We start from the raw sequence: 4,295 nt of genomic DNA on the forward strand, positions 1-4,295 counted from the left end.
TCCTGCGGCGGCCGGAGCGTCTGCACCGCGACGAGTGGCTGCGCATCTGGCTCGAGGAACACACTCCGGTGGCGATCGAGACGCAGTCCACCACCGGCTACACCCAGCACGTGGTGGTCCGCGCACTGACCGAGGGGGCGCCGGAGATCGCCGGGATCGTCGAGGAGGTCTTCCCGATCGAGGCGGCCCGTGACCTCGGGGTGTTCTTCGATTCGCAGGGCAGTGACGAGCGGATGAGCGCCCACATCCAGGCCATGACCGCCTCGACGGCCCGTTTCCTCGACGACGGAGCGGTCGACGCGATCCCCACGGGGCGGTACGTGATGGGTGTCCGGAGTCCGCGCGTGTGACAATGGGGTGATCGCCCGGTCGGACCGCACCCCGCCACGCCCGGGCCCGCCCGAGGAGTGATCGAGATTCCCAACTTCGCAGAGACGACGTTCACCGATCCCGCCAGGATCAGGAACTTCTGCATCATCGCGCACATCGACCACGGCAAGTCGACGCTGGCCGACCGCATGCTGCAGATCACCGGTGTCGTCGAGGAGCGGCTCATGCGGGCCCAGTACCTCGACCGCATGGACATCGAACGCGAACGCGGCATCACCATCAAGGCGCAGAACGTCCGCCTGCCGTGGGTGCCGCGTTCCGGTGACCACGCGGGCGAGGAGATCGTGCTGCACATGATCGACACCCCGGGCCACGTGGACTTCACCTACGAGGTCTCCCGCGCTCTCGAGGCGTGCGAGGGGGCGATCCTGCTGGTGGACGCCGCGCAGGGGATCGAGGCGCAGACGCTGGCCAACCTGTACCTGGCGATGGAGAACGACCTCGAGATCATCCCGGTCCTCAACAAGATCGACCTCCCGGCGGCGGACCCCGAGCGGTTCGCCGAGGAGATCTCCCACATCGTCGGGTGCGAGCCGGACGACGTCCTCCGTGTCTCCGGCAAGACGGGCGCGGGGGTCGAGGAACTGCTGGACAGGGTGTGTGACGTGATCCCGGCGCCCGAGGGCGACCCCGACGCCCCCGCCCGCGCCATGATCTTCGACTCGGTCTACGACACCTACCGGGGCGTCGTCACCTACGTGCGCGTGGTCGACGGATCGCTCCGACCCCGCGAGAAGGTCCGGATGATGTCGACCGGCACCACGTACGAGGCCCTCGAGGTGGGGATCATCTCGCCCGAGCCCAAGGCCTCCACGGGCCTCGGGCCGGGAGAGGTCGGCTACCTCATCACCGGCGTCAAGGACGTGCGTCAGTCCAAGGTCGGTGACACGGTGACCAGTGCCCGGGGCGGCGCGGAGGAGCCACTGGCGGGATACGCCGAACCCAACCCCATGGTCTTCTCGGGTCTCTACCCGATCGACGGGTCCGACTACCCGGTCCTGCGCGACGCGTTGGACAAGCTGCGACTCAACGACGCCTCGCTGGACTACGAGCCGGAGACGTCGGTGGCGTTGGGTTTCGGCTTCCGCTGCGGGTTCCTCGGTCTGCTGCACATGGAGATCACCCGGGACCGGTTGGAGCGCGAGTTCAACCTCGATCTCATCTCCACCGCACCGAACGTGGTCTACCGGGTCGTCGCCGAGGACGGCAGCGAGCACCAGGTCACCAACCCGTCGTACTGGCCGGAGGGCAAGAACCGCGAGGTCTACGAGCCGATCGTCAAGTGCACGATCATCGTGCCGAGCGAGTTCGTGGGGACCACCATGGAGCTGTGCCAGTCCAAGCGTGGCGAGATGAAGGGCATGGACTACCTGTCCGAGACCCGGGTCGAGTTGCGCTACGTCATGCCGATGGGCGAGATCATCTTCGACTTCTTCGACTCCCTCAAGTCTCGTACCAAGGGGTACGCGTCGATGGACTACGAGGAGGCCGGGGAGCAGGTCGCGGATCTGGTCAAGGTCGACATCCTGCTGCAGGGCGAGGCCGTGGACGCGTTCTCCGCGATCGTGCACCGTGACTACGCGCAGGCCTACGGCAACAAGATGACCGTCAAGCTCAAGGAGCTCATCCCGCGGCAGCAGTACGAGGTCCCGGTCCAGGCCGCGATCGGGTCCAAGATCATCGCCCGCGAGAACATCCGCGCGATCCGCAAGGACGTGCTGTCCAAGTGCTACGGCGGCGACATCAGCCGCAAGCGCAAGCTCCTGGAGAAACAGAAGGAGGGCAAGAAGCGCATGAAGTCGATCGGACGCGTGGACGTGCCCCAGGAGGCCTTCGTGGCGGCCCTGTCCGCGGAGTCGAGCTCCGACAAGAAGTAGGGCCGCCCGACCCACGTCCGCTCCGACCCTGGTCTGCCCCGACCCGCATCCGCCCCGGCCCCTGTCCACTCAGTGTCGCGCTCGGTGGCGCCGTACGGCGGACCGGTTGGTGCAGCGTGTCGAGCAGTACTGTTTGCGGCCGTTGCGGGTGGTGTCGGCGAAGACGTCCTCGCAGTCCTCGGCCGCACACCTGGCCAGTCTGTCGATGCCGCGCGAGGTCAGGTGCAGTGCGGTGCCCACCGAGAACATCGCGGTGAGGAGTCGGGCGAACGAGACGTCATCCGCCCGGTAGTGGACGTGCCAGTGGCCGTCGTGGTCGGTGAGCCTCGGCGGTGCGGAGTGGTCGGCGAGCAGGGCGTTGAGAGCGTCGGCCCGACCGCGGGGCTCGGTGGTGTCGACGACGACGAGCCAGTCGTCGAGAAACGCCAGCGTCTCCGTGAGGTCCGTGTCGGAGGCTCCGCGGTCGATGGTCACCCCCGATTCGCGGCAGCGGTCCACCAGTTCGCGGGTGGTGCGGGGGCGGCGGTTCGCCAGGTCGGCGGCGAGGGTCACCGGATCCGCCCCGTAAGGGTTGATGTACACAGACCAATTACAGCACAGTACCCCGTATGCCTCAGTCATTCGCGGGTCTGGCCGCGTCCCCGGCCGCGGGGGTCTCCACGTGGGTCCTGGCCGCGCTGGTGCTGGCCGCCTTCGTCGCCGGTTGGGTCGACTCGGTCGTCGGCGGGGGAGGGCTCATCCAGCTCCCGGCGTTGGTCGTCGGCCTCCCCGCGGACGCCTCGACCCCGGAGATCCTCGGCACCAACAAGCTCTCCTCGGTCGCCGGGACACTGGTCGCCTCCGCCACCTATCTGCGTCGGATCCGTGTGCCGATCGGGATGGTCCTCCCACTGGTGGTCGCCGCGTTCGCCGGCTCGGCCGCGGGGTCCTCGGTCGCCCGGTTCATCCCGAGGGACCTGCTCACCCCCGTGGTGCTGGCGGCCGTGATCGTGGTGGGTGCCTACACGTGGTTCCGGCCCACCATGGGTCGTACCCACGAGAACCGGTACACCGGGTGGGCGCGCATCTGGCGTTCCGCGCTGATCGGGCTGGTGATCGGGTTCTATGACGGGGTCCTGGGGCCGGGGACCGGCTCGTTCTTCGTGATCGCGATCGTCGCGTTCCTGGGTTTCGGGTTCCTGCAGGGGACGGTGGCGGCAAAACTCGCCAACCTCACCACCAACATCGCCTCGATCCTGGTCTTCGGTGTCCACGGCGAGGTGTTGTGGGTCATCGGTGGCTGCATGGCGGTGGCCAACCTCACCGGCGGGTTCATCGGTGCCAGGATGGCGATGCGTCACGGCAACGAGTTCATCCGGGTGGTGTTCCTGGTGGTCATCGGCATCCTGGCGGTCAAGCTGGCGTGGGACACGGTGGCCCTGTGGACATGAGGCGCCCCCGGGGAGCCGACGTAGACTCGCGCCCATGAGCCTCCCGAATCCCGAGCCCGGCCGCCACCCGCTCCTCGACGAGTCCCCGCTGCCGTACGGCCTCCCGGACTTCGCGGCCGTCGACGAGGCGGAACTTGAGCCGGCCATCCGGACGGCGATCGACGACCACGCCGCCGAGATCGCGGCGATCGTGGCCAACCCGGACCCCCCGAGCGTGGAGAACACGGTCATCGCACTCGAGCGGTCGGGTCAGGCGCTCCAGCGGGTCCTGTCGGTGTTCTACGGACTCCTCGGCCCTGATGCGACACCCGCCCGCCTCGACGTCGACAGGGTCGTCTCTCCGCTGTTGGCCGCGCACTGGTCGGCCGTCATGACCGACCCGGGCCTCCTCGCGCGGGTCGACGCGATCCACTCGGCGTCGGAGGCGGGGGAACTGGAGGTCGACGACGAGACCGGCCGGCTGATCCGGCGGCACCACCGTGACCTCCTGCGGGCCGGTGCGGGGCTCGACGAGGCGGGCCGCGCCCGACTGACCGCGATCGACACCCGGCTCGCGGAACTCACCACGGCGTTCGGGGAGAACCTGCTCGCCTCGACC

Annotated in this window: 3 protein-coding genes and 2 pseudogenes; 4 read left to right on the top strand and 1 reads right to left on the bottom strand. The window is 68.6% G+C overall.

Features of this window, described 5'->3' with window-relative positions; translation table 11 throughout:
* Both G6026_RS04510 and lepA read left to right on the top strand, forming a co-directional pair.
* Window positions 1-350: pseudogene (locus tag G6026_RS04510) on the top strand (EthD domain-containing protein); the annotation flags it as partial.
* Window positions 351-407: 57 nt separating this feature from the next.
* Window positions 408-2,267 (top strand): translation elongation factor 4, encoded by a 1,860-nt coding sequence (lepA, locus tag G6026_RS04515; RefSeq protein ID WP_107756106.1) that lies wholly within the window; start codon window positions 408-410, stop codon window positions 2,265-2,267.
* A 69-nt stretch (window positions 2,268-2,336) separates the two neighbouring features.
* Here the strand turns inward: lepA and G6026_RS04520 are convergent, their stop codons facing one another.
* Window positions 2,337-2,849: a CGNR zinc finger domain-containing protein gene (locus G6026_RS04520; RefSeq protein ID WP_107756107.1), complete on the bottom strand. Its 513-nt coding sequence runs from the start codon at window positions 2,847-2,849 to the stop codon at window positions 2,337-2,339.
* Between the two features lie 26 nt (window positions 2,850-2,875).
* Between G6026_RS04520 and G6026_RS04525 the strand changes: the two genes are divergently transcribed.
* Both G6026_RS04525 and G6026_RS04530 read left to right on the top strand, forming a co-directional pair.
* Window positions 2,876-3,697, top strand: coding sequence for a TSUP family transporter (locus G6026_RS04525; RefSeq protein WP_182612371.1), 822 nt, complete (start codon window positions 2,876-2,878; stop codon window positions 3,695-3,697).
* Between the two features lie 34 nt (window positions 3,698-3,731).
* A pseudogene (locus G6026_RS04530) lies at window positions 3,732-4,295 on the top strand (M3 family peptidase); the annotation flags it as partial.

Source organism: Dietzia sp. DQ11-38-2 (genome assembly GCF_014145055.1).
GTDB lineage: Bacteria > Actinomycetota > Actinomycetes > Mycobacteriales > Mycobacteriaceae > Dietzia.